Source organism: Streptomyces sp. SCSIO ZS0520, from assembly GCF_025643355.1.
In the GTDB taxonomy this organism is placed as follows: Bacteria; Actinomycetota; Actinomycetes; order Streptomycetales; family Streptomycetaceae; genus Streptomyces; species Streptomyces physcomitrii.
The window spans coordinates 7,268,850-7,294,364 of the sequence record NZ_CP092644.1 but is presented as its reverse complement, the minus strand read 5'-3'; the positions used below and the strand labels follow the sequence as shown (position 1 = coordinate 7,294,364).

Annotated in this window: 23 protein-coding genes and 1 riboswitch; of the genes, 10 read left to right on the top strand and 13 right to left on the bottom strand. The window is 73.1% G+C overall.

The annotated features are described in order from the left end of the window. Positions 1–47: 47 nt before the first annotated feature. From MID12_RS29760 to MID12_RS29750, 3 genes are all read left to right on the top strand, one after another. Positions 48–809, top strand: coding sequence for a FadR/GntR family transcriptional regulator (locus MID12_RS29760; protein WP_411577020.1), 762 nt, complete (start codon positions 48–50; stop codon positions 807–809). A 132-nt stretch (positions 810–941) separates the two neighbouring features. Beyond that, complete coding sequence (eat, locus tag MID12_RS29755; RefSeq protein ID WP_040255190.1) at positions 942–2,396, top strand: ethanolamine permease; 1,455 nt, start codon at positions 942–944, stop codon at positions 2,394–2,396. An 86-nt stretch (positions 2,397–2,482) separates the two neighbouring features. Continuing rightward, the gene (locus tag MID12_RS29750; protein WP_263172110.1) at positions 2,483–3,169 is read left to right on the top strand and encodes a gamma-glutamyl-gamma-aminobutyrate hydrolase family protein; all 687 of its coding nucleotides are present in this window, start codon (positions 2,483–2,485) and stop codon (positions 3,167–3,169) included. Between the two features lie 247 nt (positions 3,170–3,416). On the opposite strand, the gene MID12_RS29745 is transcribed toward MID12_RS29750, so the two are convergent. Further along, the gene (locus MID12_RS29745; RefSeq protein WP_263172107.1) at positions 3,417–4,748 is read right to left on the bottom strand and encodes an aminotransferase class I/II-fold pyridoxal phosphate-dependent enzyme; all 1,332 of its coding nucleotides are present in this window, start codon (positions 4,746–4,748) and stop codon (positions 3,417–3,419) included. Between the two features lie 66 nt (positions 4,749–4,814). Here MID12_RS29745 and MID12_RS29740 point away from each other — a divergent pair, with 66 nt between their 5' ends. Next, positions 4,815–5,483, top strand: a complete 669-nt coding sequence (locus MID12_RS29740; protein WP_263172106.1) for a pyridoxamine 5'-phosphate oxidase family protein — start codon at positions 4,815–4,817, stop codon at positions 5,481–5,483. Between the two features lie 163 nt (positions 5,484–5,646). Here the strand turns inward: MID12_RS29740 and MID12_RS29735 are convergent, their stop codons facing one another. The 4 genes from MID12_RS29735 to MID12_RS29720 all read right to left on the bottom strand — a co-directional run bounded on the left by MID12_RS29735 (position 5,647) and on the right by MID12_RS29720 (position 9,505). Further along, a complete protein-coding gene (locus MID12_RS29735) occupies positions 5,647–6,612 on the bottom strand; it encodes a DMT family transporter (protein ID WP_263172104.1) in 966 nt (321 codons plus the stop codon). 264 nt (positions 6,613–6,876) lie between these two features. Beyond that, positions 6,877–8,049, bottom strand: a complete 1,173-nt coding sequence (locus MID12_RS29730) for an EamA family transporter (RefSeq protein ID WP_411577019.1) — start codon at positions 8,047–8,049, stop codon at positions 6,877–6,879. Between the two features lie 121 nt (positions 8,050–8,170). Continuing rightward, positions 8,171–8,713 carry a peptidase gene (locus MID12_RS29725; protein ID WP_411577018.1) on the bottom strand — a complete coding sequence of 181 codons (543 nt, stop codon included), beginning with the start codon at positions 8,711–8,713 and terminating at the stop codon, positions 8,171–8,173. A 186-nt stretch (positions 8,714–8,899) separates the two neighbouring features. Further along, positions 8,900–9,505: a PadR family transcriptional regulator gene (locus tag MID12_RS29720; protein WP_263173539.1), complete on the bottom strand. Its 606-nt coding sequence runs from the start codon at positions 9,503–9,505 to the stop codon at positions 8,900–8,902. 206 nt (positions 9,506–9,711) lie between these two features. Between MID12_RS29720 and MID12_RS29715 the strand changes: the two genes are divergently transcribed. Both MID12_RS29715 and MID12_RS29710 read left to right on the top strand, forming a co-directional pair. Next, positions 9,712–10,134, top strand: a complete 423-nt coding sequence (locus tag MID12_RS29715; RefSeq protein ID WP_263172100.1) for an Imm10 family immunity protein — start codon at positions 9,712–9,714, stop codon at positions 10,132–10,134. Between the two features lie 152 nt (positions 10,135–10,286). Continuing rightward, positions 10,287–11,093 carry a PhzF family phenazine biosynthesis protein gene (locus MID12_RS29710; RefSeq protein WP_263172098.1) on the top strand — a complete coding sequence of 269 codons (807 nt, stop codon included), beginning with the start codon at positions 10,287–10,289 and terminating at the stop codon, positions 11,091–11,093. Positions 11,094–11,142: 49 nt separating this feature from the next. Here MID12_RS29710 and MID12_RS29705 read toward each other — a convergent pair whose 3' ends face one another. Next, complete coding sequence (locus tag MID12_RS29705; RefSeq protein ID WP_263172095.1) at positions 11,143–11,943, bottom strand: CPBP family intramembrane glutamic endopeptidase; 801 nt, start codon at positions 11,941–11,943, stop codon at positions 11,143–11,145. A 250-nt stretch (positions 11,944–12,193) separates the two neighbouring features. Between MID12_RS29705 and MID12_RS29700 the strand changes: the two genes are divergently transcribed. Continuing rightward, a complete protein-coding gene (locus MID12_RS29700; RefSeq protein ID WP_317633413.1) occupies positions 12,194–13,852 on the top strand; it encodes a substrate-binding and VWA domain-containing protein in 1,659 nt (552 codons plus the stop codon). Positions 13,853–14,120: 268 nt separating this feature from the next. Here the strand turns inward: MID12_RS29700 and MID12_RS29695 are convergent, their stop codons facing one another. Continuing rightward, the gene (locus tag MID12_RS29695; RefSeq protein ID WP_040255177.1) at positions 14,121–15,641 is read right to left on the bottom strand and encodes a glutamate-cysteine ligase family protein; all 1,521 of its coding nucleotides are present in this window, start codon (positions 15,639–15,641) and stop codon (positions 14,121–14,123) included. Between the two features lie 483 nt (positions 15,642–16,124). Between MID12_RS29695 and MID12_RS29690 the strand changes: the two genes are divergently transcribed. Next, positions 16,125–16,709, top strand: coding sequence for a hypothetical protein (locus tag MID12_RS29690; RefSeq protein WP_263172092.1), 585 nt, complete (start codon positions 16,125–16,127; stop codon positions 16,707–16,709). A gap of 244 nt (positions 16,710–16,953) precedes the next feature. Further along, a complete protein-coding gene (locus MID12_RS29685; RefSeq protein WP_040255175.1) occupies positions 16,954–17,160 on the top strand; it encodes a DUF5999 family protein in 207 nt (68 codons plus the stop codon). Between the two features lie 98 nt (positions 17,161–17,258). Here the strand turns inward: MID12_RS29685 and gcvP are convergent, their stop codons facing one another. Next, entirely contained in the window at positions 17,259–20,138 is a 2,880-nt protein-coding gene (gene gcvP, locus MID12_RS29680; protein WP_263172087.1) for an aminomethyl-transferring glycine dehydrogenase, read from the bottom strand. A 173-nt stretch (positions 20,139–20,311) separates the two neighbouring features. Next, positions 20,312–20,407: riboswitch (glycine riboswitch) on the bottom strand. A gap of 128 nt (positions 20,408–20,535) precedes the next feature. Here gcvP and MID12_RS29675 point away from each other — a divergent pair. Beyond that, positions 20,536–20,910 (top strand): PRC-barrel domain-containing protein, encoded by a 375-nt coding sequence (locus MID12_RS29675; RefSeq protein ID WP_040255174.1) that lies wholly within the window; start codon positions 20,536–20,538, stop codon positions 20,908–20,910. 17 nt (positions 20,911–20,927) lie between these two features. On the opposite strand, the gene MID12_RS29670 is transcribed toward MID12_RS29675, so the two are convergent. The 5 genes from MID12_RS29670 to MID12_RS29650 form a co-directional block, all read right to left on the bottom strand. Then, the gene (locus MID12_RS29670) at positions 20,928–22,382 is read right to left on the bottom strand and encodes a DNA polymerase IV (RefSeq protein ID WP_263172085.1); all 1,455 of its coding nucleotides are present in this window, start codon (positions 22,380–22,382) and stop codon (positions 20,928–20,930) included. Between the two features lie 104 nt (positions 22,383–22,486). After that, positions 22,487–23,122: a MerR family transcriptional regulator gene (locus MID12_RS29665; RefSeq protein WP_317633412.1), complete on the bottom strand. Its 636-nt coding sequence runs from the start codon at positions 23,120–23,122 to the stop codon at positions 22,487–22,489. Between the two features lie 173 nt (positions 23,123–23,295). Further along, positions 23,296–23,769, bottom strand: a complete 474-nt coding sequence (locus MID12_RS29660) for a bifunctional nuclease family protein (protein WP_040255172.1) — start codon at positions 23,767–23,769, stop codon at positions 23,296–23,298. Positions 23,770–23,843: 74 nt separating this feature from the next. Further along, positions 23,844–24,578 (bottom strand): MerR family transcriptional regulator, encoded by a 735-nt coding sequence (locus MID12_RS29655; RefSeq protein ID WP_263172081.1) that lies wholly within the window; start codon positions 24,576–24,578, stop codon positions 23,844–23,846. 41 nt (positions 24,579–24,619) lie between these two features. Further along, complete coding sequence (locus MID12_RS29650) at positions 24,620–25,507, bottom strand: FHA domain-containing protein (RefSeq protein ID WP_210430881.1); 888 nt, start codon at positions 25,505–25,507, stop codon at positions 24,620–24,622. Positions 25,508–25,515 lie beyond the last annotated feature (8 nt).

Genomic DNA, 25,515 nt, shown 5'->3' with positions numbered 1-25,515 from the left:
CATAAGGTATTGCCGAAGACCATTGCTTGGGAAGGGGAAACCGCAAGGTGACGAAGAAGAGCGGATCCGCCGACCCGTTCGCCGCGCCCTCCGGCGGCCCGGGCGACCCTCTCGCGCCGGTCCTGCGCCCGGTGCGGGCGGGCAGCGGCTTCGAGGAGGCACTGGAGCAGATCCTCCAGGTCATACGTCTCGGCCTGGTGCCCGGCGGCGCGCGCCTGCCCGCGGAACGCGAACTGGCCGAGCGGATGGGCATCAGCCGGGTCACCCTGCGCGAGGTGCTGAAGGTGCTCCAGGAGCAGGGCCTGGTCGAGGGCCGCCGCGGCCGGTACGGCGGCACCTTCGTGCTCCAGCGCGAGCGCACCCCGGGAGAGGAGGAGCTGCGGCGCAGGACCGCCGAGGTCGACGTCGAGGACCTGCTGCGCTTCCGCGAGGTCCTGGAGTCCGGGGCGGCCGGGCTCTGCGCCGCCCACGGGCTGACCGAGGAGGGTGCCGCGCGGCTGCGCTCGGCGCTGCGGTCCACCGGGGACGCCCCGTTGGAGGAGTACCGCCGCCAGGACACGCTCTTCCACCTGACGCTGGCCGAACTCGCCGGCTCGCCCTCGCTGACCGCCCAGTACGCCGCCGTCCGCGCCCGGGTCAACGACCTGCTCGACTGCATCCCGCTGCTTGTACGCAACCTGGAGCACTCCCAGCACCAGCACACGGTGCTCGTCGAGGCGGTGCTCGACCAGGACGCGGACGCCGCCCGCGAGGTGATGCGCGAGCACTGCGCGGGCACCGCCGCCCTGCTGCGCGGCTTCCTGACCTGAGCGGACGGCCCCGGCCGCCGGGCGGAACACCGCCGGTTTACCCGAAAGTTACGCAGAGGCCTTGCGTTCTCCGGGCGTCGCCGCAAAGGTATGGATCCATTCCATTGGGCACTACGCAGGAGCTCTGCTGCCATGAAGCTGGAAGACACCTCCGGGCCACGGACCTCACCAGGGGACGCCGCGACGGACGACTACCTCGGGCGGCGGACCCTGCGGCGCGGCAGCGCGGGCTGGCTCCTGCTGACCGGACTCGGCGTGGCCTACGTCGTCTCGGGCGACTTCTCCGGCTGGAACATCGGCCTGGCCAAGGGCGGCTTCGGCGGCCTCGCCATCGCCACCCTGCTGATGGGCATCATGTACGCGGCGCTGGTCTTCTCCCTCGCCGAGCTCTCCGCGATCCTGCCCACGGCGGGCGGCGGCTACGGATTCGCCCGCCGGGCGCTCGGCACCTGGGGCGGCTTCCTCACCGGGACCGCGATCCTGATCGAGTACATCCTCGCCCCCGCGGCCATCTCCATCTTCATCGGCGACTACGTCGAATCGCTGAACCTCTTCGGGCTGACCTCGGGCTGGCCGGTCTATCTGGCCTGCTTCGCGATCTTCATCGGGATCCACCTGTGGGGCGTCGGCGAGGCGCTCCGCTTCAGCCTGGTGGTCACCGCCATCGCGGTCTCGGCCCTGCTGATCTTCGCGGTCGGCGCCTTCACCGAGTTCGACGCGGGCGGCCTCGACGACATCCCGGCCGGGGGCGACTTCGGCGCGAGCTCCTGGCTGCCGTTCGGCCTGATGGGCATCTGGGCGGCCTTCCCCTTCGGCATGTGGTTCTTCCTGGGCGTCGAAGGGGTGCCGCTCGCCGCCGAGGAGGCGAAGGACCCGGTGCGCTCGATGCCGCGCGCGCTCTCCCTCGCCATGCTCATCCTGGCCGGACTCGCCGTACTGACCTTCTTCGCCGCCACCGGCGCCCACGGCTCGGACGCCATCAAGGACGCGGGCAACCCGCTGGTCGTCGCCCTCCAGGGGGACGGCGAGGCCACCGCGCTGAGCCGGTTCGTCAACTACGCGGGCCTCGCCGGGCTCGTCGCCTCCTTCTTCTCCCTCATCTACGCGGGCTCCCGCCAGCTCTTCGCCCTCTCCCGGGCCGGCTACCTGCCCCGGTTCCTCTCCCTGACCAGCCGCCGCAAGTCCCCCTACCTCGGCCTGCTCATCCCCGGCGCGATCGGCTTCGCGCTCGCCGCGGGCACCGGCAACGGCGCCCGGATGCTGAACATCGCGGTCTTCGGCGCGACCATCTCGTACGCCCTGATGGCCCTCTCCCACCTGGTGCTGCGGATCCGCGAGCCCGAGCTGCCGCGGCCCTACCGCACGCCCGGCGGGAAGCTGACCTCCACGCTCGCCTTCCTGCTCGCGCTGTCCGCCCTGCTCGCGACCTTCCTGGTGGACAAGGAGGCGGCCTTCATGGCGCTCGGGGTCTACGCGATCGCGCTCGCCTACTTCGCCTTCTACAGTCGGCGGCATCTGGTGGCGAGCGCCCCCGAGGAGGAGTTCGCCGCCCTGGCGGCGGCCGAGGCCGAGCTGGAACGCGACTGAGGACGCGGGGTGCCGCTCCGGCCCGTCCCCGGGCCGGAGCGGCACCGCGCCGTCCGCGACCACCGAGGTGAAGGAGAGAACGCGCCGTGCCCAAGCCGCTGATCGGCCTGACGACCTATCTGGACCCGGCCGCCTGGGGGGTGTGGCAGCTGCCCGCCGCCCTGCTGCCGGAGGGCTATCCGCGGCTGGTCCAGGCGGCGGGCGGCCTCGCCGCGCTGCTCCCGCCGGACGATCCCGCGCTCGCCGCCGAGGCGGTCGCCCGGCTCGACGGCCTGGTCGTCGCGGGCGGCGCGGACGTCGACCCCCGCCGCTACGGCGCAGAGCCGGGCCCGCGCACCGGACCGCCCGCCCCGCTGCGCGACGCCTGGGAACTCGCCCTGATCGACGCGGCCCTGGCCGCCGGTACCCCGCTGCTCGGGATCTGCCGGGGCATGCAGCTGCTGAACGTCGCCCGCGGCGGCACCCTGGTGCAGCACCTGGACGGGCACACCGGCGGCCCGGGCGTCTTCGCCGAGCACAGCGTGAAGCCGGTCCCGGGCACCCGGTACGCGCAGCTCGTCCCGGAGCAGACCGAGGTGCCGACCTACCACCACCAGGCGGTGGACCGCCTCGGCACCGGACTGCTCGCCTCGGCCCACGCCGAGGACGGCACCGTCGAGGCCCTTGAGCTGCCCGGCAGTTGGGCGCTCGGCGTGCAGTGGCACCCGGAGATGGGCGAGGACACCCGGGTGATGGCGGGGCTGGTCGCGGCGGCGTCGGCGACAGCGGGCTGAGCGCGGCGCCGCGCTCACCGCCGGGCGCGGCTCCGGGCACGCCTCCCGGCTCCCGGCTCCGGCTCCGGCTCCGGCTCCGGCTCCGGCTCCGGCTCCGGCTCCGGCTCCGGCTCCGGCTCGGCAACTTCCGTGTTCGGCCCGGCCGTTCCGCGGCCCGGCGGCGTCCCGGCTTCGGCTCCGGCCCGCTGGCTTTCCGAGCGTGACCCGGACTCGGCGCGCTCCCGGCCCGCCCCTCCCCCGCACCGGCTCACACGTACCGGCGCCCCGGGACCGGACCGAGCACCGCCGCCACCGCCCCGGCAAGGGGCTGCGCCTCCGCGGCGGTGAGTTCCGCGGTGGTGATCCGGATGCCGGGTCCGCTGCCGAGGCGGTAGCGGGCGCCGGGGGCCACCGCCCAGCCCGCGTGCAGCAGATGGGCGACGACGGCGGTCTCGTCCGGCACCGGCAGCCAGACGTTCAGCCCGCTCACCCCGTGGCCGGTGATCCCGCGGGCGGCCAGCGCGTCGAGGAGTGCGCCCCGGCGCTCGCCGTAGGCCCGTGCGACCCGGTCCAGGTCCGGCGCCCCCTCCGCCCAGAGCCGGGCGACCGCGCCCTGCAGCAGCCTGCTCACCCAGCCCGGGCCGAGCCGCTGCCTGCCGCGGACCCGGTCCATGGTCAGCTCGTCGCCGGTGAGCACGGCGAGGCGCAGGTCGGGGCCGTAGGCCTTGGCCGTGGAGCGGACCAGGGCCCAGTGCCGGGTGGCGCCGGCCAGCGGATGCAGCGGCAGCCCCGCGATGCCGTGCCCGTGGTCGTCCTCCACGAGCAGGACGGAGGGGTGGGCGCCGAGCAGTTCCCGCAGTTCGGCCGCGCGCCGGGCGGTGATCGCGGCGCCGGTCGGATTCTGCGCGCGGTCGGTCACCAGGACCGCCCGGACGCCCGCGCGCAGGGCCCGGTCCACCGCCTCGGGCAGCGGGCCCTCGTCGTCGAGCGCGACCGGTACGGCACGCAGCCCGAGCGCGGGCACGAGATCGAGCAGGCTCTCCCAGCCGGGGTCCTCGACGGCGACCGCGTCCCCCGGCCGCAGATGCGCCTGGAGCACCCGCTCGATCGCGTCGAGCGCGCCCGAGGTGACCGCCACGGGCGCCTCGGGCACCCCCGCCTCGGCGAACAACTCCGCTGCCCTGCGGGCCAGTTCGGGATCGACCGCCTCCTCGCCGTAGAGCACCGGGCGGGCGTCCGCGGCCCGGGCGGCGCTCGCGAAGGCCCCGGCGAGCGAGGGCAGCAGGGCGGGGTCGGGATTGCCGAGCGAGAGGTCCCGTACCCCGGCGGGCACCTCGACCCGCAGGTTCTCGCGCGGGGTGCTCGCCGGTTTGGACCGCACCCGGGTGCCGCGCCGCCCGGCCGTCTCCACCACCCCGCGCTCCCGCAGGCCCCGGTAGGCGGCGGCGACGGTGTTCGGGTTCACCCCGAGCCGGGTCGCCAACTCCCTGATCGGCGGCAGGACTTCACCGGGCCGCAGCGCACCGCGGCCCACCGCCTCCTCGATGCTGCGGGAAATCCCCTGGGCTCCGTCACCATGGATCGGATACTCTCCTAGCACAAAGAACACTATGTACTAGTGCAATGTCGAGCGCAAGACCGTACCAGCGCCCCCGAGGAGTCCCCCATGCCGGAGAGCCCCGCCTACGCCCCGACCGCGCGCACGATCCCCACCCGCGCCCGCGAACGCGCCTCCTACGACCGGGAGTCGGTGCACGCCGCGCTCGACGGGGCCTTCCTCTGCCACCTCGGGTTCCTCCGCGACGGCGCGCCCGTCGTCCTGCCCACCCTCTTCGCCCGGGTCGGCGAGCGGCTCTACCTCCACGGCTCCACCGGCTCGCGCCCGCTGCGCACCGCGCACGGCGAACCGGAGGGCATCGAGGTCTGCCTGACCGTGACCCATGTCGACGGCCTGGTCCTCGCCCGCTCCGCCTTCCACCACTCGATCAACTACCGCTCGGTGATGGTGCACGGCCGGGCCGTGGCGGTCCTGGACGAGGAGGAGCGCCGCCTCGCCCTGAACGCCCTCGTCGACCAGGTGGTCCCCGGCCGCAGCGCCGACTCCCGCCCCGCGAACGCCAAGGAACTGGCCGCCACCGCGGTCCTCGCCCTCGACCTCGCCGAGGTCTCGCTCAAGAGCCGCACCGGCGACCCCGGCGACGACCCCGAGGACCTGTCCCTGCCGCACTGGAGCGGCGTCCTCCCGGTGCGCACCGCCTACGGGGAACCGGTGCCCGCCGCCGACCTCGCGGAGACGACCGCGGTGCCGGACTACCTGGAACGGATGGCCGGCTGAGCGGAGGGTCGGCCGAGCGGCGCTCCCGCCCGGTGGGCGCCGGGCGGGAGTACGCGCCGTGCGAGCCGGGCGGGGGGGGACGTACCCCTGCGAACCAGGCGGGGTACGTACCGTACGCATCGCGACGGAGCACGTCCGGCTGCTGCTGAGTACGTCCGGCTGCTCAGGAAGGGCCGTCTGCCGGGCCCCAACCGCCGCCCGGCACGGGCGAGTCGGCGTCCCGGCTCTCGGCCGCCGCGAGACCGGCGACCGCGGCGAGCAGCACCACCGTCCCCGCGAGCGTCGCCCAGGAGAGCTGCTCACCGAGCAGGGTCACCGCGAGCACGGCCGCGCTGACCGGTTCGAGCAGCATGATCACGGAGACCGTGGCCGAACGGATCACCGCGGCCCCCGCGAAGTAGAGGGCGTAGGCGAGGGCGGTGGGCACCGCCGCCACGTAGACCAGCAGGGCGAGGACGTAGCCGGGCCGGGCGGTGTGCGCCGTCAGGCCCTCCAGCAGGGCGAAGGGCAGCACGGCGAGCGCGGCGAAGGCGAAGGTCCACAGCGTCGCCGCCGGATCGGCCCCGCCGTCGCGGCCCCACCAGCGCGTCAGCAGGGTCATCACCGCGTACCCGGCGGCGGAGAGCACCGCGAGGGCGACCCCCGCCGGGCGCACGGTGCCGCCGCCGTCGCCGAGCACCAGGACCGCGAGCCCGGCGAGCGCCCCGGCGACCGCGGTGCCGCCCGCCCGGCCGAGGCGTTCCCCGAGCACCCGGCGGGCGCCGAGGGCGATGAGCACGGGCCCGGCGCCGAGGGTGACCACGGTGCCCACCGCGAGGCCGGTGGACTCCACCGCGGCGAAGTAGGCGGTCTGGAAGAGGGCGAGCGCGGCGCCCGTGGCGGCGCCGCGCAGCAGCCGGGTGCGCCGCGGCAGTACCGGCCGGGCCCGCCGGGGCGTCAGCGCGCGGACGGCGAGGAGCAGCAGGAGGCCGCCCGCGCAGCGCCAGAAGGAGAGGGCGAGCGGGCCGAGGTCACCGGCCGCGAACAGCAGGCTCGCGGCCGCGCCCGCGGTCCCCCAGGCGGTTCCGGCGACGATCAGATAGAGCAGGCCGCGCCCGACGGGCAGGCCGGTGAGAGCAGTGGTGGTCACGCGTGTTCTCCGCACTTCGCAGAAGCTCTGAAGCGGGACCTGTCCTCAGGTCCCCGGGACGACTTCTGCGGGCAGCACAGACGGGCCCGGCCACGGGGGTCTTCCGTGCGGATCAGTCCGGCTCAGGGAGCGAGGTGCGAGACCTGGCCCCCGCGAGCCCAGCATGATCGAGACGAGAAGCCCCTGGGTCGGGCGGTACGTCAGGGCCCGCCTCAGCGGGCCGGAGGCGGCAGAACGAGCGCGCGTGCGTGCATGAGCCGGATTCTACGACCCGGGTACGACAGCGCTGCCGCAGGGTTCCGTCCCGGCACCCGGCTCCGCGGCACGCGGCAGCGGGGCGCCCGGCGCTGCGGCACCGGGCGCTCCGGCATCGGCGGCGGACGCTTCCGTACCCGCCGACTCCTCGTCCCCGGCGCCCGCTTCCCCGGACCGGGCGCGCGGTTCCCCGGCACCCGGCTCCTCGGGCAGAGCACCGGGCAGCGAGCCGAGCACAGGTTCCGGGGAGGCCTTGGCCGGGGCGGCGGACTGGGCGATGAAGGCTCCGGCCAGCACCACCATCCCGCCGAGCACCTGCGGTGCGGACAGCCGCTCGCCGAGCAGGACCCAGGCGAGCACCGTGGCGATCACCGCCTCCAGGCAGGCGACCACCCCCGCCACCTGCGGGGACAGCCGCCGTACCGAGAGCACCCCGGTGACATAGGCGGCCACGGTCGCCACCAGGACGATCCAGGCGAGCAGCACACCCGCGGGCACCCCGCTGCCGTCCATCTCCGCCTGCCGGGCGAGCACCGCGAACTCCATCTCCCAGGGCCGGGCGATCACCGTGAGGACGAGGGTGCCGACGAGCAGTCCGTAGGCGATGACGCCGAGCGGGTCCGGGGCCTCGGTGCCGTCGTCCGCGGCGCCCTGATCCGAGAGGACGAAGTACCCGACCTGGCAGCAGGCCGCGCCGAGGGCGAGCAGCAGCCCGAAGGCGTCGAAGCCGAGCCCCGACCACACCTCCACCACGCAGGCGAGGCCGCCGACCGCGAGCACCACGCCCACCGCCGCGGCCCGGGTCACCGGCCTGCGCTGCACGAACCGCACCCAGCCGAGGACCAGCGCGGGCGCCAGGTACTCGACGAGCAGCGCCACCCCGACCGGGATACGGGACAGCGCGGCGAAGTAGCAGGCCTGGACCCCGGCGACGGCGAGCAGGCCGAACCCGGCGAGCAGCACCGGCCGCCTTCGCACCAGGGCGCGGTGCCGCCAGGCGAGCGGCAGCATGACCAGGGCGGCGCCCGCCACCCGCAGCCACACCACGTGCAGCGGGTCCAGACCCGCCTCGATCAGCGGCTTGGCCGCGACCCCGGAGCCGCCGAAGGCGCAGGCCGAGACGAGGGCGAGGGCGAGACCCCGGCCGCGGGCGCCGGTCGTCTCGGGTTTTGTCGTGTGCACCGCCACATGATGACAGGACTCGTCATGAGCGTCACGACCCAGACTCCTGACGTTTTGGGCCCTGCGCGGCCCCGGGCGGTACGTCAGCCGGTCGGCGCCGCCAAGTCCCCGCGCGGCGGCCTCAGTTGCCCACTTCCTCGCCCCGGGCGCTGCCCGCGCGTACCGCCTCGATCCGGGCCCGGAGTTCGGCGGCGCGGAAGGCGGAGCGCCGCAGCACCTCGACGGCCCGGCAGTCGGGGTCCGCCACGAGGGAGGCGAGCAGATCGAGCCCGTCGGCGGCCGGGGCGCCCCGGCCCACCGCGCGTACCGCCGCCGCCTCCAGCGCACGCGCCGCCGCGGCGGAGAACCCCGAGCCCCCGGCCACCGGCGGCGTGCCAGTGCTCTCGGCCGCGCCCTGCCACCGCAGTCCGTAGCCGATGCTGCGCTGCACCAGATAGCCGAGCAGCTTGACCACCCGGGCGCCGCCGAAGACGGCGCGCACCTCGGGGTCGGATTCGAGCAGGGAGTGCAGCAGATGTGCCGTGTCCGTCTCCCGGTCGCGGTCCCGTGCCGCCCTCCGGCGCGCACCGGTGAGCGCCGCCGTCAGCTCCACGGTGAGCGGGGCACCAGGCCAGGCGGCTCGCGGACTGCCGTCCGGGGTCTCATGCGGTATGCGGGATTGCACGTTTCCCACCTCATCAGCCGGTGCGGGCCGAATCGTCGGCTGCGGGAAGCATTTCCGCCTCCCGCCCTGGTTGGCCTTCCCTGCGCCGCTCCTCCTCCTTGGGGATGAGATCCCAGGACATCTCCCCCTACACGCGCCGAGCCCCCTTGCCACCCCGGTCCGGCCGGGGTGCAGGGGGCCTGCCGGTCAGCTGTCCTCGGCGAGGATCAGATACAGCTTCTTCCGCGCCTCGTTGAGCACGCCGACCGCCTTGTCGCGCTGCTCCTTGCTGCCGGTCTTCCAGACCTGGCCGAAGGCCTCCATGAGGCCGAAGCCCGCCTGGCGGATCTCGTTGACGGTCTCCCAGTCGACGCCGCGGCCGGCCTCCTCCCAGGGCGCCTCGGGTCCCTCCGCGGCGGCGGTGGCACCCTCCTCCGTCAGCGCGAAGAGCTTCTTGCCGCCCTCCGACTCGCTGCGGATCAGGCCCTCGTCCTCCAGGAGTTGCAGCGTCGGATAGACCGAGCCGGGGCTCGGCTTCCACGCGCCGCCACTGCGCTCGGCGATCTCCTGGATCATCTCGTAGCCGTGCATCGGCCGGTCGCCGAGCAGGGCCAGGATCGAGGCCCGTACATCACCGCGGCGCGCCCGGCCCCGGGGACCGCCCCGGCCGCCGCCGCGCCCGCCCCAGGGCCCGGGCCCGCCGAACCCCGGCCCGAAGGGGCCGAAGGCGGCACGCCTGCTCTCGAATCCCTCACTGCCCGGGTGCCCGGGTCCGCAGTGCTCTCTTCCGTGTCCGTGTCCGTGGGAACGCATCTCGCTCACCCACCCTTTCCTTCTTCTTCGTTCTTCGCTTCGGAAATCGGTCGCGTATCGCTCGCGATGCCTCAACGATATATCGGAGACTGTCGTACGGCAAGGCGCTTGCCCCCTCGGGCCGGATCGACGACGGCGCACCCTGCCCGATCGCCCCCGGAGTTCCCTGCTCACAGCCCCGAAGGCGACGCTGGTAGAACGCCGGAATGACGTACCGGTTCACCGCCCGCGCCACCGCCACCGAGAGCGCTCCCGACGGCCGCTTCACCCAGGCCGCTCTCGCCGAAGGAGAGGACGGAAGCGGCTTCCTCCTGGTGTTCCTGGCGGGAGCAGAGGAGCCCGACGACCAGGAGGCGGCCCTGGGGATGGACACGTACTGCCTGGTCACGGCGGGAGGAGGGACGGCCTACGGCTGTGTGCGCGAGGCCGTGCTGACGGGCGCCGTCCTCCGCGTCGCACTGGACCCCGAGGCGCTGGAAGACCTGCGCGCGGACGACAGCAGGATCGAGGCCGTCGTCGAGGCCGTGATCGAAGCACCGGCCGACGACCTCGCCCGGTTCCGGGAGGCGCTCGCCCGGGTGCTCTCCTACGGACGGGCGGACGCCCGGCCCCGACGCCTCGCCGTCTGAGCGGATCACCCGCCGGGGGCCCGGTTCGTCGAGCGCCCCGCCCGCGCGCAGCCAGTCGGCCGACAGCCCGCCCCCACCAGCCCCCGAAGACCAGGCCACCGACCCCCGATTGGCCTTGGCCGCCCTCCGGCCCGCGGCCTAGCGTCGTGCGTATGCGGATTCGTATCGTGGACGCCTTCACCGACCGCCCCTTCGCCGGGAATCCGGCCGGGGTCGTCCTGCTCGACGCCTTCCCGGCGGACGACTGGATGCAGCGGGTGGCCGCCGAGGTCAACCTCTCCGAGACCGCCTTCGCCCACCCGGGCGGGGGCGAGGAGGCCGACTGGCGGCTGCGCTGGTTCACCCCCGCCGCCGAGGTGGACATGTGCGGGCACGCCACGCTCGCCACCGCCCACATCCTGTTCGGTACCGGCGCCGCCACCGGCATCCTGCGCTTCGCCACCCGCAGCGGCGTGCTCTCCGCCACCGCCCGGCCGGACGGCTCCTACGCGATGGACTTCCCGGCGGCCCCGCTCACCGAGGTGCCCGCGCCCGAGGGGCTGGCCGAGGCGCTGGGCGCGGCGCCCCGCTCCGTGTACGACACCGGCCCGCAGGTGGGCGACCTGCTCGTCGAACTCGCCGACGAGGCCGCGGTGCACGCGCTGCGGCCCGACCACCGGGCGCTCGCCGCGCACTCGGAACGCGGGGTCATCGCCACCGCCCGGGCCGCCTCCCCGGAGTGCGGCTACGACTTCGTCTCGCGCTGCTTCTTCCCCCGCGTCGGCATCGACGAGGACCCCGTCACCGGCAGCGCGCACACCGCCCTCGCGCCCTTCTGGGCCCCGCGCCTCGGCAGCGACCGGCTCACCGGGCTCCAGGCCTCACCGCGCTCGGGACTGGTGGCGACCGAACTGAGCGGTGGGCGCGTGCGGTTGACGGGCCATGCGGTCACCGTCGTCGACGGGGAACTGCTCGCCTGAGCCCGGCCGCGGTGTGCTGCCCGCCGGGGCCGGGCTCCGGCGGCCCGCCTCAGGCGGTCGGCAACCAGTCCACCCGGCCGGCGAGCAGTCCGTATCCCACGAAGGCGCCGATGTCGAGCAGCGCGTGCGCGACGACCAGCGGGCCGACGCGTCCCCAGCGCCGGTACAGGAGCACGAAGACCGCGCCCATCACCATGTTGCCGAGGAAGCCGCCGATGCCCTGGTAGAGGTGGTACGAGCCGCGCAGCACCGAACTCGCGGCCAGCGCGGCGGCGGGCGACCAGCCCAACTGCTGGAGCCTGCGCAGCAGATAGCCGACCACGATGACCTCTTCGAGCACCGAGTTCTGCACGGCGGACAGGATGAGCACCGGGTACTTCCACCACACGTCCGGCAGGTCCTCCGGCACCACGGTGAGGTTGAAACCGAGCCCGCGCGCGGCGAGGTAGAAGGCGATGCCGGTGCTGCCGATCACCGCGGCGACGGCGGCTCCGCGGGCGAGATCGGGCCAGGGCCTGGTGCGGTCGAAGCCGATGCTCCGCAGCGAGCCGCCCTCGCGCAGCAGCAGGTGCGCGACGAGCGCGACGGGCACCAGAGCGGTGGCGATTCCGAAGAGCTGCCAGGCGAGGTCCAGCCACGGACGGCCCGGCGCGGCCGAGGCGTTGAGGGTGGCCGCCTGGTCCTTGAGACCGCCCGGCTTGGTCAGCGAGCCCACAAAGCTGACCAGCGCAGACACGCCGCTCGCACCGAGTGACAGACCGAGCACGAGCAGTGTTTCGTCCCGCAGGACTCTTCGTGACCGCCCGTCAAAAGGGATATTTTCGGCCACGGGACCCGCCTGCGACTGCACTCCTGCCTCCAGTTGAGTAATCCGCCCTCATTCCCCGGACCGATCCCGCTACTCTCGCGAACAGACTTGCGAAGATCGCGTACGACAGGTCGAGGAAAACCGCCGTCCCGGCGCCCCTGTCCCCCTGTCGGCGCTACGCGACTGAGAGTTTGGCCAGGAGAGCGAAGGCAACGCCATGGGACGTCACAACCTGCCCGAAGAGTACGGGCCGGAAGCAACACAGCCACATCCGGGCGTTCGGCGCCGCGCCGTGGCGATCGCCACGGTTCTGGTGCTCACGGTGACCGCCGGCGGCGCGGTCGCCTACTCCGGGGGCTGGCTGTCCGGGAGTTCGTGCGAGGACGACGCCGTCGGGCTGAGCGTCGCGGCCTCGCCCGACATGGCCCCCGCCCTGCAGGCCGCCGCGGACTACTCGCGCGAGAACGAGATCACCTCCGACGGCCGGTGCATGGACATCAAGGTGGTCTCCCAGGACTCCTTCAAGACCGCCGGGCTGCTGCGCACCGGGAAGAACACCGGCTTCGACGTCTGGGTGCCCGACTCCCAGATGTGGGTGCAGGGCACTTCGGACTCCGGTGCCGCCTCGCCGCTGACCACCGCGGGCAACGTCGCCTCGACCCCGCTGGCGGTGGCCGCGGTGCCCTCCGCCGCCGACAAGCTCGGCTGGCCCCAGAAGACGTACTCCTGGGACGAGTTGGCGGAAGTCGCGATCAAGGGCGACAAGGCGCATGTCGGCACGGCCAACCCCTCGCTCAGCGCGACCGGGCTGCTGGCCCTCACCGAGCTGGGCGCCGCGCCGGACGGCGGGGACGGCCGCAGCCGCGGGGTGGAGGTGGCCGGGGCGATCCAGAAGCACATCGCCGAGGGCGACACCACGGCCGCCGACTCGCTGGCACGGGACGGGCAGGGCAAGGGGAACGACGCGCTCGTCCTCTCCGAGCAGGCCTCCTTCACCCACAACACCAAGTCCAAGGGCACCGGCGGCGATCTGAGCCTCTTCTACCCCAAGGACGGCTCGCCGCAGCTCGACTACCCGTACACGCTCATCGACGAATCCGAGATGACCACCGACGAGTCGCGCGCCGCCCTGCGCTTCATGACGCTCCTCGGCGAGCAGGAGGGCAAGCGGATCCTGCACGAGCACGGCTTCCGCACCAACGCCGACGAGCCCTCCGCCGAGCTGGTGACGGCGGCGGGCGGCCGCTCCCCGCAGCCCTACGACGACAGCGACGGCGAGCAGCCGAGCCCCGGGGAGATCCAGGAGTCGCTGGGCATCTGGACCATCACGGCGCAGAGCGCCCGCCTGACCACCGTGATCGACGCCTCCTCCTCGATGGCCGACATGGTCCCGGAGCTGGGCGGCTCCCGGATGTCGCTGATGAAGAACTCCCTGCGCGAAGGCCTGAAGACCTTCAGCGAGGGCGAGGACGAGATCGGCCTGTGGGACTTCGCCTCCGACCTGGACGGCGACCGCGACTACCGCAAGATCGTCGACACCAAGCGCATCACCAAGTCGCATGTCGAGGACCTGGAGAAGGGCTACGAGCAACTCGCCCCGGAGAGCACCGACGAGACCGGCCTGTACGACACCGTGCTCGCCGCCTACAAGGACGCCACCTCCTCCTATGTCGACGGCAAGTTCAACACGGTCATCGTGGTCACCGACGGGGGCAACGACACCGGCGACCTCTCCCGCTCCGCGCTGCTGCGCAGGCTGGCGGTCCTGGCGAAGCCCGGCAAGCCGGTGCCCGTCATCATGCTGACCATCGGCCCGGACGCGGACAAGGACGACGCGGCGCAGATAGCCGAGGCCACCCACGGCTCCAGCCACGAGGTCGAGGACCCCTCGAAGATCAACTCGGTCATCCTCAAGGCGATCATGGAAGCGGGCATCAAGGCCCAGCAGTGAGGCCCCTGCCTCGCCGATGACCGCCTCGCCTCACCGATGACCCTCCGCGGGCGCCCGGGATCCCGGGCGCCCGCGCTGTGCGCTCACCACCCGCCGCCGCGCGGGCGCCGCTTCGGCTCCGGGGCGGCACGGATCAATTCCCGGGCAGCGCCGTCAACTCCGCGGTACGGATCAACTCCCGGGCAACACCGTCAACTCCGCGGTACGGGTCAACTCCCGGGCAGCATCGGGTCGACTCCGCAGCACGGAACGGCTCCCGGCAGCCCGGTCAGCTCCGGGGCAGTACGGGCGCCGGCACCTCCACCGGCCAGGTGTGCACGGGCTCGCCGAGCCGCATCAGCTCCGCGTACCGGCGCGTCATGGCGGCCAGCGCGGCGGGCCGGTCGAGTCCGCTCTCGCGCGCCCGGTGGTAGGTGGCGGCCTGCCAGGAGGCGCCGTTGACCCGGCGCCGGCAGCGCTCCTCGATGATGCCGAGGTAGAGGTCGCGGTCGGCGGGTTCGACACCCCAGGCGTCGAGCCCGGCCGAGGCCAGCGGCAGCAGCTCCTCCTCGATCAGCCGCACGGCCGGGATCCGGACCGTGCCGCCGTGCCGCCCCCGGCGCGGCCAGTCGAACTCCGCCTCGACGCCGAACCGGCACGCTGCCTCGAAGTTGGCCGCCGCGGCCTCGAAGGGCAGCCGCGACCACAGGTGCCGCGCGTCCTCGGCGAGCGCCCTGATGGCGCCGTAGTAGAAGGCGGTGTTCGCGACCACGTCCGCCACTGTGGGGCCCGCAGGCAGCACCCGGTTCTCCACCCTGAGGTGGGCCCGCCCGTCGGCGACGTCGTAGACCGGGCGGTTCCAGCGGTACACGGTGCCGTTGTGCAGCACGAGTTCGCCGAGCCTCGGCGTCCCGCCCGACTCCAGGACGGACCGCGGATCCTCCTCGTCGCAGATCGGCAGCAGCGGCGGGAAGTAGCGCACATTCTCCTCGAAGAGGTCGTACGCGGAGTCGATCCAGCGCTCGCCGAACCAGGTCCGGGGCCGCACTCCCTGGGTCCGCAGCTCCTCCGGCCGGGTGTCGGTGGACTGCTGGAACAGCGGCGGCCGGGACTCCCGCCACAGCTCGCGGCCGAAGAGGAAGGGCGAGTTGGCCCCGATGGCGATCTGGGCCGCCGCCAGGGCCTGGGCGGAGTTCCAGACCTCGGGGAAGCGCTCCGGGGTGACCTGGAGGTGCAACTGCACGGAGGTGCAGGCGGCTTCGGGGGCGATCGAGGAGGAGGTGCAGCTGAGGCTCTCCACCCCGTCGATTTCCAGTTGGAAATCCTCACCGCGAGCCGCGACGATCTGATCGTTGAGGAGTGTGTAGCGGTCCACGTCGGAGAGATTCGCGGAGACGAGATCGTCCTGGGAGAGGGTCGGGAGAATTCCGATCATCACGACCTCGGAGTCGACTTCGCCCGCTTTCCGGTCGGCATACGCGAGCGAGGTACGCAACTCCTCGGCCAGCCTGTCGAGTACCCGGCCCGCCATCCGGTGCGGCGCGATGTTCACTTCGAGATTGAACATTGCGAGCTCGGTCTGGAAATCCTTGCTCGCGATACGTTCCAGGACTTGGGCATTGCGCATACGGGGCATCCCGTCCGCCCCCACGAGATTCAGCTCGATCTCCAGACCCATCATGTTCCTGGGCCTGTCGAAGCTCTCCCCGGCCAGCATCCGCTCCAGCACCACCAGGCACTCCCGCAGCTTCCTGCGGTACTCGCGCCGGTCGTCAAGACCCTGCACCTCCGCCTCGACCTTCTCGCCCATCGAAGCTTCCCTCCTCGATCGGGCAGCCCAAAGATCCCGGCCGCGGTGTCAGGGATGATGATGCCCGGTAAGGTGATCGACAAGCCCCGCCGCAGCTGATCGGGGCGCTATGGTGACCGAGAGCACATTCCCCGGGCATACGACCCCGACACATTTCCGTGGCCGCTGTGAACACGGAACGTGAAAGGCTGGGTCGATATCCAGCCGTCCCGCACCGGCGAAGAAGACCGGTCCACCTCGGCTCCTGGTCCTGAATAACCGGTCATTCCAGGTCGACACCGGCTGAATACGGCCTTGCACGTATTCACGGGGGCGGCTAGTGGAAACGCGGCCCCGAGGAGGCTCGTATAAACTTCGCGAACGAGGCGAGGAGTTGGTGCCCCGCGGATCACGCGAGCCCTCCCGCCTCCGGCCCCGAGAGCTGACAGCGCCGTCCGCCCTGCCTCAGTTTCCCTGTGCCTTCCGACCGAGAGGCGACCCACCATGGCCCTGCACGTGCCCCCTGCCCCGGCGCCCGCCCTGCGCAGTGTCCTGACCGCGCTGGGTTCGCCCACCGCGATCCACGAGGCGCACACACCCGCGCTGAAGTCCGCCCAGGGCCCGCTCGCACCCGAACTCCCGCTGCCCCTGCACGTGCTCGACCGGGTGGCCCAGGGCGAGGAGCTGCCCTCCCGGCTCGCGGGCTGGCGCTTCCTCATCAGATCCGGGGAGCGGATGGTCGCCGCCGCGGACACCCGCCTGACACCCGACGGCTGGGCCTTCTCGCACTTCTTCGAGGGCCCGTACGTCACCTCCACGGAGCAGGCCCTGCGGCAGGCGGACGCCCAGGCGGCACCCCACCAGGTACGCCTGCTCTCGGTACCCGAGCTGTACATGCTCACCCTGTGGCTGCACGGCGACTGCGCCGCCGACCCCGCCGAGGGCACCCCGGCCCCCTCCGACCTGCTCATCCCGCTCGCCCCTGCGCCCCCGGGCATCGCCGCCGGCCGCCCGTACCAGGTCGCCGACCTGCTGCCGGTGCTCACCCTGCGACTGGGCCACGCCCCGCTGCTGCGCACCACCGCCTGACCCGGGCACGCCCGCGCATGGCCCGAAGTGACCAGGGCGAACCCCCCGAAGGGACGGTCCTGTTGGGCGCAACCGCCCACCTGGGTGATGCGTCACCAACCTGTGACGGGTGCTGGTGGGAAATACCTGCGGATCCGCGCTCGCGGGGCAACACTGGGACTGACCTACACACATCACGGGGGGCGGCATGAGCACGGAATCGAGCCGCAGGACAGACACCACGACGCACCGAGAGATCCCAGCCATGTGCCAGCACCAGCCAGCTTGCCCGTCCGCAGACTCCGCCGACCGGGAGGCCGCGCTGCCGGTGGCCCACCACCCCGAACAGGGCTGGAGTCTGCTGTGCAACGGCGTGCTGCTGTTCGAGGACACCGGTGAGCTGCTGCCCGACGGCAAGGTCATCGCCCCGCACCGCCCGCTCGCGGCGGGCCGGGTGGTCACCGCCGCCTGAAGCGGCCCGGACACCACGGCACAGAAGGCCTCGGGCCGGACCGGAGCGAATCCGGTTCGGCCCGAGGCCGTTGCCTGTGCGTCACCGCCCCCGGGGGCTCAGTCCTCGTAGGCGTCCAGCGGCGGGCAGGAGCAGACCAGGTTGCGGTCGCCGTAGGCCTGGTCGACGCGGCGGACCGGCGGCCAGTACTTGTCCGAGGCGCTGACCCCGGTCGGGAAGAGCGCCTCCTCGCGGCTGTAGGCGTGCTCCCAGTCGCCCGCGAGGGCGCTCGCCGTGTGCGGGGCGTTGCGCAGCGGGTTGTCGTCGGCGGGCCAGGCGCCGGAGCCGACCTTCTCGATCTCGGCCCGGATCGCGATCATGGTCTCGCAGAAGCGGTCCAGCTCGGCGAGGTCCTCGCTCTCGGTGGGCTCGATCATCAGGGTGCCCGCGACCGGGAAGGACATGGTCGGCGCGTGGAAGCCGTAGTCGATGAGCCGCTTGGCGACGTCGTCCACGGAGACCCCGGTGGCCTTGGTGAGCGGGCGCAGATCGATGATGCACTCGTGCGCGACCAGTCCGCCGGGGCCGGTGTAGAGCACCGGGAAGTGCGGTTCGAGCCGCTTGGCGATGTAGTTGGCGCTCAGCACGGCGACCTGGGTGGCGCGCTTGAGCCCCTCTCCGCCCATGAGGCGGACGTACGCCCAGGAGATCGGCAGGATGCCCGCCGAGCCCCAGGGGGCGGCGGAGATCGGGCCGACACCGGTCTGCGGTCCGGCCGCGGGCTGCAGCGGGTGGTTCGGCAGGTACGGGGCGAGGTGCGTGCGGACGCCGACCGGGCCGACGCCGGGGCCGCCGCCGCCGTGCGGGATGCAGAAGGTCTTGTGCAGGTTGAGGTGCGAGACGTCGCCGCCGAAGTGGCCGGGCTTGGCGAGGCCGACGAGCGCGTTGAGGTTCGCGCCGTCCACGTAGACCTGGCCGCCCGCCTCGTGCACGGCCCCGCAGATGTCGGCGACGTGCTCCTCGAAGACGCCGTGCGTCGAGGGGTAGGTGATCATCAGCACCGAGAGCTGCTCGCGGTACTGCTCGATCTTGGCCCGCAGGTCCTCGACGTCGATCTCACCGTCCCCGGAGGTCTTCACGACGACGACCTTCATGCCCGCCATCACGGCGCTGGCGGCGTTGGTGCCGTGCGCGGAGGAGGGGATCAGGCAGACCGTGCGCTGCTCGTCGCCGTTGGCCCGGTGGTAGGCGCGCACCGCGAGGAGTCCGGCCAGCTCGCCCTGGGAGCCGGCGTTCGGCTGGAGGGAGACCTTGTCGTAGCCGGTGACCTCGGCGAGGCGCTCCTCCAGCTCCCGGATGAGGGTCAGATAGCCCTCGGCCTGGTCGGCGGGGGCGAAGGGGTGCAGCGCGCCGAACTCGGGCCAGGTGACCGGCTCCATCTCGGTGGTCGCGTTCAGCTTCATGGTGCAGGAGCCGAGCGGGATCATGCCGCGGTCCAGCGCGTAGTCGCGGTCGGCGAGCCTGCGCAGGTAGCGCAGCATCGCGGTCTCCGAGCGGTGCTCGTGGAAGACCGGGTGGCTCAGGTAGTCGTCGGTGCGCAGCAGCCCCTCGGGCAGGGTGTCGGCCGCCTCGGCGTCCAGCGCCTCGATGTCGCCCTCGACCCCGAAGGCCTTCCATACGGCGGCGAGTTGGGCCCGGTTGGTGGTCTCGTCGCAGGCCAGCGAGACGCGGTCGCCGTCGACGAGGTGGAGGTTGATCCCGCCGCGGCGGGCGGCCTCGGCCACGGCCGCGGCCCGGCCCGGGACCCGCACGGTCAGGGTGTCGAAGTAGGCGGCGTGCTCCAGCTCCAGGCCGCCCGCGCTGAGGCCCGCGGCGAGCACGGTGGCGTAGCGGTGGGTGCGGGCGGCGATCGTCCGCAGCCCCTCGGGGCCGTGGTAGACCGCGTACATCCCGGCCATCACGGCGAGCAGCACCTGCGCCGTACAGATGTTGCTGGTGGCCTTCTCGCGGCGGATGTGCTGCTCGCGGGTCTGCAGGGCGAGCCGGTAGGCCTTGTTGCCGTCGGCGTCCACGGAGACGCCGACCAGGCGGCCCGGCAGGCTGCGGGCGAACTTCTCGCGGACGGCCAGGTAACCGGCGTGCGGGCCGCCGAAGCCCATCGGGACGCCGAAGCGCTGGGTGGTGCCCACCGCGATGTCGGCGCCCAGCTCGCCGGGCGACTTGAGCAGCGTCAGGGCGAGCAGATCGGCGCAGACGGTGACGACGGCGCCGGCCTCCTGCGCCTCGGCGACGACGGCCTGGATGTCGCGCACCGCGCCGGAGGCGCCCGGGTACTGCAGCAGCACACCGCTGATCCCGCGCGCGGCGATCTCGGCCGGGATGCCCTCGGACAGGTCGGTGACGATCACCTCGACGCCGGTCGGCTCGGCGCGGGTCTGCAGCACCGCGACGGTCTGCGGGAGCACATCGGCGTCGACCAGGTAGACGCCGTTCTTGACCTTGCCGACGCGCCGGGACAGCGCCATGGCCTCGGCGGCGGCGGTGCCCTCGTCGAGCAGCGAGGCCCCGGAGGTGGGCAGGCCCGTCAGGTCGGCGACCATGGTCTGGAAGTTCAGCAGGGCCTCCAGTCGACCCTGGGAGATCTCCGGCTGGTACGGGGTGTAGGCCGTGTACCAGGCGGGGTTCTCCATGACGTTGCGCAGCACGACCGGCGGGGTGAAGGTGCCGTAGTAGCCGAGGCCGATCATGGAACCGAGGACCTGGTTGCGGTCGGCGAGGGCGCGCAGCTCGGCGATCACCTCGGGCTCGGTGCGCGCGCCCGGCAGCGCGAGGGCCTCGGCGCTCTTGATCACGTCGGGTACCGCGGCGGCCGTCAGCTCGTCGAGGGAGCCGTATCCGACCTGGGCGAGCATTTTGGCGCGGGCCTCGGCGTCGGGGCCGATGTGGCGCTGCGCGAAGGGCGTGCCCTGTTCGAGCTGGGAGAGCGGAATACGGGTCATCTCGGAGGCCTCCTGGTCGTGTGCGACCTTCGGGGGCACCACGGCGGTGGCGCCCGATCGGCCTCCCCCTCTGTCATCGACCTGAGAGCTTCACCGGTCCGCCCGAGGACGCCCCGGCTTTCACCGTCGGTGAGCGCGGAGACCCTCGCCTCCGCCCTGCTTTCCAGAGTGACCTCGTCCGTGCGGTACGGGTGCCTGAGAGATTCCGGGGAGGATTTGCTCCTTCGGCGCCCCCGCTCCTGCCTTGGGGGCTCTCCCGCGCGGGGTCGACAGCCATCTGCCAGCCTACCAGCGCCCCTCCCGGGGGCCTCGCTCAAGTGGCCGTATTCACCATTGTGCTCTTTCGTGGTGTCGACGGACGAATGCGCCCAGTTGTTGCGATCAGTTGGAGGGGCACGTGCAGACCGACATCGACCCGCGCAACCTCATAGGCCGCAAGGCCTTCGACCGCACCGGAGCCAAGATCGGGACCGTCGACGAGGTCTACCTCGACGACGCCACCGGCGAACCGGAGTGGGCCGCCATACGCACCGGCCTCTTCAGCCACGACGCCTTCGTCCCGCTGGAGCCCGGCGAACTGGTCGAGGGGGCGCTGCACCTCCCCTTCGACCGTGCACTCGTCAAGGACGCCCCCGACTTCGGCGTCGGCAAGCACCTCTCCCCCGAGCAGGAACTCCAGCTCTACCAGCACTACGGGCTCGACACGGCGCCTGGCGGACCGCCGCCCCCGGACCGGGACTTCGGGCGCCTCGCCGGTTCCGAGGAGGCCTGAGCCGCCTTCCCGGCTCCTCAGCCGCCCTCCTGGCCCACCTCCGCCTCCCGCTCCCCGGCGGTCCCCCGTTCCTCGGCCGTCTCCCGCTCCCCGGCCGCCTCCGCCGAGGACTCCCCCGGCCCGGTGTCCGCCGCGGGCACCGGCACCAGGGGCAGCGGCTCGGCGCGCTCCAGGTCCGGGTCGTCGGTACGGAAGGTGTGCACCCGGCCCGGCCCGGAGTACGGCGTCTCGAAGCGCACGGTCACCCGGCCGATCCCGCTCCCCTGCACCCAGCCGTGGCCGAAGGCGGCGTGGCGCACATCGTGCCCCGCGGGCCAGGAGCGCTCCGCCGGGGCGGGCTCCACCGCCGGGGCCGCGGGCCGGGGCTGCTCCGCCTCCGGTTCCGGCTCCGGCCGCTCGCTCGCGGCCTGCGCGAACAGGTCCTCCTGGGTGTAGTCCGCGAGCCCGGTGACCCCGACGCCGAGCAGCCGCACGCCGCCCGTGGTGTCCACCGACTCCAGCAGCCGCGCCGCGGACTCGCGCACCACCGCGGGGTCGTCGGTGGGCCCCCGCAGCGTCTCCGAGCGGGTGAGGGTGGAGAAGTCGTAGCGGCGGACCTTCAGCACCACCGTGCGCCCGGACCGCCCGGCCGCCCGCAGCCGCTGCACGCACCGCCCGGCCAGCCGGTGCACCTCCCCGCGCACCCGCACCCGGTCGTGGATGTCGATGTCGTACGTGTCCTCCACCGAGACCGACTTCGCGTCCCGCTCGGCCACCACCGGGCGCTCGTCATGGGCCAGCGCCATCGCGTACAGCCCCTCGCCGTGCGCCTTGCCGAGGAGCCGCACCAGCTCCTCCATCCCGGCCTCGGCGATCTCCCCGACCGTGGTGATCCCGGCCCGACGCAGATGATCACCGGTCGCGGGGCCGACGCCGGGCAGGGTGCGCACCGGCATCGGGGCGAGGAGTTCGCGCTCGGTGCCCGGTTCTATGAGCACCAGGCCGTCGGGCTTGGCCTCCTCCGAGGCGATCTTGGCGAGCATCTTGGAGGCGGCCAGGCCCACCGAACCGGTCAGCCCCGTGGTCGCCCGGATGTCGGCCCGCAGCCCCCGGCCCACCGCGCGCGCCGAGTCCGCGTCCCAGGCGGCACCCTCGGCCTCCAGGTCCACGAAGGCCTCGTCCAGGCTCAGCGGCTCCACCAGCGGCGAGAGCGCCCGCAGCAGCGCCATGACCTGCTCGCTGACGGCGCGGTAGAGCCCGAAGCGCGGCACCAGATAGGCGGCGTGCGGGGCGAGCCGCCGCGCCTGGCCCATCGGCATCGCCGAGTGCACCCCGAAGACCCGGGCCTCGTAGGAGGCCGTCGCCACCACCCCGCGGGGACCGAGACCGCCGACCACCACGGCCTTTCCGCGCAGGCTCGGCTTGGCGGCCTGCTCCGCCGAGGCGTAGAAGGCGTCCATGTCGAGATGCAGGATGGTGGGCGAGGTCCTCACGTCACCGATGCTCCCGCACACCACTGACAACGGGGGCCGGGAAACCGGTAATGGCGTCCGCGAAGGACTCGCGCGGTGCCGGAGAGCTCATCCGGCGGGCGGTCTCAGACGGCCTTGTTGCGGCGCCGGGCCAGCTCGTCGGCGGGGTGGTGCGGCACCAGCGTCTCCCCGGTGTCGACGCGCTCCCCGTGCAACTGCGACAGCGCGCTCTCCACGTCCCGCCACACCACGCCCACGGCGATGCCGAAGATCCCCTGGCCGCCCTGGAGCAGATCGTGGACCTCGTCGGGCGAGGTGCACTCGTAGACGGTGGCGCCGTCGCTCATCAGCGTCATGCGCTCCAGGTCGCGGAAGCCGCGCTCGCGCAGGTGCTGGATGGTGCTGCGGATGTTCTGCAGGGACACCCCGGTGTCGAGCAGCCGCTTGACGATCTTCAGGACGACCACGTCGCGGAAGCTGTAGAGCCGCTGGGTGCCCGAGCCGTAGGCGGGCCTGACCGTCGGTTCGACGAGCGCCGTACGCGCCCAGTAGTCGAGCTGCCGGTAGGTGATGCCCGCCGCCGCGCAGGCCGTGGGGCCGCGGTAGCCGATCTCCTCCGCGCCCGGTCCGCTCCCCGCCGAGGCGGGTGCGGGCAGCTTGGGAGCACGTTCGGTCCTGTTGCCCTGAAGCTGATACGGACCGCGGTCCCCGAGGCTGCGCCCGGGAACTCCCCCAGTCGTACCGTCGCCGCTCATGCTCACGCCGACCTCCGCGTCCTTGACCTGCCTCCACGACCGTAGGCAGTCACCATGGGTGCGTCAACGATCGCCGCGCTCGCCACGCCGGGTGATTATCACCCTGAGAGTGGTTTCCCGTGCCCCGCGACGGGGAAAGTCTGGCCGAATGCGCTCGGGCACCCGGCGCATACCGCCCCTCACTGGCTGTTGGTGCCGAAGTCCTCGGGCGAGATCTGGTCCAGGAACTCCCGGAACTTCTCGACCTCGTCCTCCTGCTCGTCCGGGATGGCGATCCCGGCGTCGTCGAGGACCCCGTCGCTGCCGAAGATGGGCGTACCGGTCCGCAGCGCGAGCGCTATGGCGTCGGAGGGGCGGGCGCTGACCTCGACGCCGCTGGCGAAGACCAGCTCCGCGTAGAAGACACCCTCTCTCAGGTCGGTGATGCGCACCTCGCTGAGCTCCTGGCCCACGGCTTCGAGCACGTCCTTGAACAGGTCGTGCGTGAGTGGTCGCGGAGGAGCCATGCCCTGCTGCGCGAAGGCGATGGCGGTGGCCTCCCCCGGTCCGATCCAGATGGGGAGGTAGCGATCGCCTCCCACTTCGCGCAGGAGCACGATCGGCTGGTTGGAGGGCATTTCGACCCGGACACCTACGACGTCGAGCTCGTTCACACAGCAACCCTAGGCCGTGCCCGGCACCTTTGGGTAGTCGGACCGGCCGGGAACCCCGGCCGCGCACCCCCTTATCAGGGCAAACGCACCCCGAGAGCCGACTGCAGGAGCACCGAGTGGAGCCTCGCGGTCAGCCCGGCCAGCTCTTTCGTACGAGCCTGGGCGTGGGCCCGCGTCTGCGGGTTGCGGTGCAGCCGCAGCGGCGCCACGACCTGGTCGACCAGGCCCGCCTCACGCTCCGCGGAGGCCTTGAGGACCCGCAGGTGCCGCGGCTCGATCCCGAACCGCCCCAGCTCCCGTACGAGCGTGGCGACCGTCAGCGCCTCGGCCTCGTACCCCCCGCCGGGCAGCGCGCTGAGCAGCCCGTAGGACTCCCATTCCGCCAGGGTGTCCTCGTCGACCTGGGCCGCGGCAAGCAGCTCCGCACGCCCGACCCGGACGGCAGGCCGCTCGCCGTCGCCGGGCGCCTCGGGCTCGGCCTCCTCCGCCCCCTCCCGCGCGGCGGCGGGCGCCTCCCCCGCGGGCCCGGCGTCCAGCTGCTCGCGGATGACCTTCAGGGGGAGGTACTGGTCCCGCTGCATCCGCAGGACCCGGGCGAGGCGCTCCACGTCACCCGGGGTGAACTTGCGGTAGCCGGAGGGCGTGCGCTGCGGCTCGACCAGGCCCTCGGCCTCCAGGAAGCGGATCTTGGAGAGGGTGACTTCGGGGAATTCCTCGCGCAGGACGTTCAGCACGCTGCCGATGCTCAGCAGCCTGCCGTCCGCCGCGGCGGCGCCGTCGCCGGCACCGCCGCCCGGAGTTCGAAGCATGGGCCTTCCCTGGGATTCCCCCGGACCGGGTCGGGGGGCGGTCAGATGCCCCGCTGGCTCGCGTAGAAGACCAGCCGGTACTTGCCGATCTGCACCTCGTCGCCGTTGGTCAGCGCCACCGCGTCGATCCGCTCGCGGTTGACGTAGGTGCCGTTGAGGCTGCCGACGTCGGCGACGTGGAAGGAGCCGTCGGGCTGGCGGCGGAACTCCACATGGCGCCGGGAGACGGTCACGTCGTCGAGGAAGATGTCGCTCTGCGGGTGGCGCCCCGCGGTGGTGAGGTCCCCGTCGAGCAGGAAGCGGCTGCCGGAGTTGGGGCCGCGGCGCACGATCAGCAGCGCCGAACCGCCGGGCAGCGCGTCGACCGCGGCCTGCGCCTCGGGCGAGAGCATCGGGGTGGGCGTCTGGCCGGTGGCCTCCGCCTCGTAGGCCTCGATGCCCGAGATGGAGATCGTCGAGGTGGTCTCCGAGGGGCGCTCACCGGCGCCCCCGGCACGCAGCGGCGCGCCGCAGTTGGAGCAGAAACGGCTCGATTCCGCGTTGCGGTTCCCGCACCTCGTACACACCAAGGCCGACATGGACGGATCCTCCCGCCGCGGTTGCCCCGCGGCTGCCTGCGACGCATACGGGCCCGAGGCGTTGGCTCCACCCGCACCCGGCGTTGACGGATCCCTGAAACCTATGGCGCCGGAACCGGCAGGGTCAACAGAAGACGCGCCCTGACCACCCGAAATGTCTCCGCGCGGAGCAGCGACCTCGTCCCGGAACAGCGGACGGTCGTCCCCCTGCGCCTCCGGATCGCCGGACCGCTGTGCACGGTGGCGCGCGGTCGCGGCGCCACCCCCGTCACGCGCACTCTTGCCGAACAGCTTGCCAAACAACTTCACGGGCGATTCCCCTTGACCGAAACAGACCCGCCCGTGGGGCAGGACGAACC

What these genes read in the sequence shown, in the direction of transcription:
- eat (WP_040255190.1), top strand. Translation starts at nt 942, where the DNA reads ATGAAGCTGGAAGACACCTCCGGGCCACGGACCTCACCAGGGGACGCC.
- MID12_RS29740 (WP_263172106.1), top strand. Translation starts at nt 4,815, where the DNA reads ATGCCGGAGAGCCCCGCCTACGCCCCGACCGCGCGCACGATCCCCACC.
- MID12_RS29720 (WP_263173539.1), bottom strand. Translation starts at nt 9,505, where the DNA reads ATGCGTTCCCACGGACACGGACACGGAAGAGAGCACTGCGGACCCGGG.
- MID12_RS29715 (WP_263172100.1), top strand. Translation starts at nt 9,712, where the DNA reads ATGACGTACCGGTTCACCGCCCGCGCCACCGCCACCGAGAGCGCTCCC.
- MID12_RS29710 (WP_263172098.1), top strand. Translation starts at nt 10,287, where the DNA reads ATGCGGATTCGTATCGTGGACGCCTTCACCGACCGCCCCTTCGCCGGG.
- MID12_RS29695 (WP_040255177.1), bottom strand. Translation starts at nt 15,641, where the DNA reads ATGGGCGAGAAGGTCGAGGCGGAGGTGCAGGGTCTTGACGACCGGCGC.
- MID12_RS29690 (WP_263172092.1), top strand. Translation starts at nt 16,125, where the DNA reads ATGGCCCTGCACGTGCCCCCTGCCCCGGCGCCCGCCCTGCGCAGTGTC.
- MID12_RS29685 (WP_040255175.1), top strand. Translation starts at nt 16,954, where the DNA reads ATGTGCCAGCACCAGCCAGCTTGCCCGTCCGCAGACTCCGCCGACCGG.
- gcvP (WP_263172087.1), bottom strand. Translation starts at nt 20,138, where the DNA reads ATGACCCGTATTCCGCTCTCCCAGCTCGAACAGGGCACGCCCTTCGCG.
- MID12_RS29655 (WP_263172081.1), bottom strand. Translation starts at nt 24,578, where the DNA reads ATGCTTCGAACTCCGGGCGGCGGTGCCGGCGACGGCGCCGCCGCGGCG.